Annotated in this window: 1 protein-coding gene; it reads left to right on the forward strand. The window is 64.3% G+C overall.

Annotated elements, in window-relative coordinates; all coding sequences use genetic code 11:
• On the forward strand, positions 1-818 hold an 818-nt coding region (locus tag EWH12_RS21955; protein ID WP_129927823.1), incomplete at its 5' end, for an IS256 family transposase.
• Positions 819-871: the final 53 nt, after the last annotated feature.

Consider the following 871-nt stretch of genomic DNA (forward strand, 5'->3'; position numbering starts at 1 on the left):
TATCCAAGCTGTGCAAGGACATCGACGAGCGGGTCCACGCCTTCCTCAAGCGGCCGCTCGCCGGCGACTGGCCCTACCTCTGGCTCGATGCTACCTATCTCAAGGTGCGCGAGGGCGGGCGGATCGTCAGTGTCGCCGCGATAATCGCTGTGGCCGTCAACACCGAGGGCAAGCGCGAGATCGTCGGCCTGCACATCGGTCCTTCCGAAGCCGAGCCGTTCTGGTCGAGCTTCCTCAAGGACCTCGTCCGGCGCGGCCTGACCGGCGTGAAGCTGGTCATCTCCGATGCCCACGAGGGGCTCAAGGCGGCGATTACCCGCGTCATGGGCGCGACCTGGCAGCGCTGCCGCGTCCACTTCATGCGCAACGCCCTGGCCTATGTGCCCAAGGGCCAGAATACCGTCGTTGCCGCTGCAATCCGTCAGGTCTTCCTTCAGCCCGACCATGCCGCTGCGACGCAGGTCTGGCGGCAGGTCGCTGATCAGTTGCGCGCCCGCTGGCCAAAGCTCGGCGCTTGCATGGACGATGCCGAGCACGACGTGCTCGCCTACATGACCTTCCCCGAGCAGCACCGGGTCAAGCTCCACAGCACCAATCCGCTGGAACGCCTGAACAAGGAAGTGAAGCGCCGCGCCGATGTGGTCGGCATCTTCCCGAACGAGGACAGCATCATCCGCCTCGTCGGCGCCGTCCTGCTCGAGCAGAATGACGAATACCAGCTCCAGCACCGCTACATGCAGATCGAGGGCATGGCCGCCCTTGCCACACCAATGATCGAGGAGGCACAGCCGCTACAGATTACACCCAAGGCCGCCTGAAAATGCAGCCCAGTGGCCACACCCGATTTTACACCACATTGACGGACGCGACC

It is taken from the genome of Sphingobium cupriresistens, from assembly GCF_004152865.1.
In the GTDB taxonomy this organism is placed as follows: Bacteria; Pseudomonadota; Alphaproteobacteria; order Sphingomonadales; family Sphingomonadaceae; genus Sphingobium; species Sphingobium cupriresistens.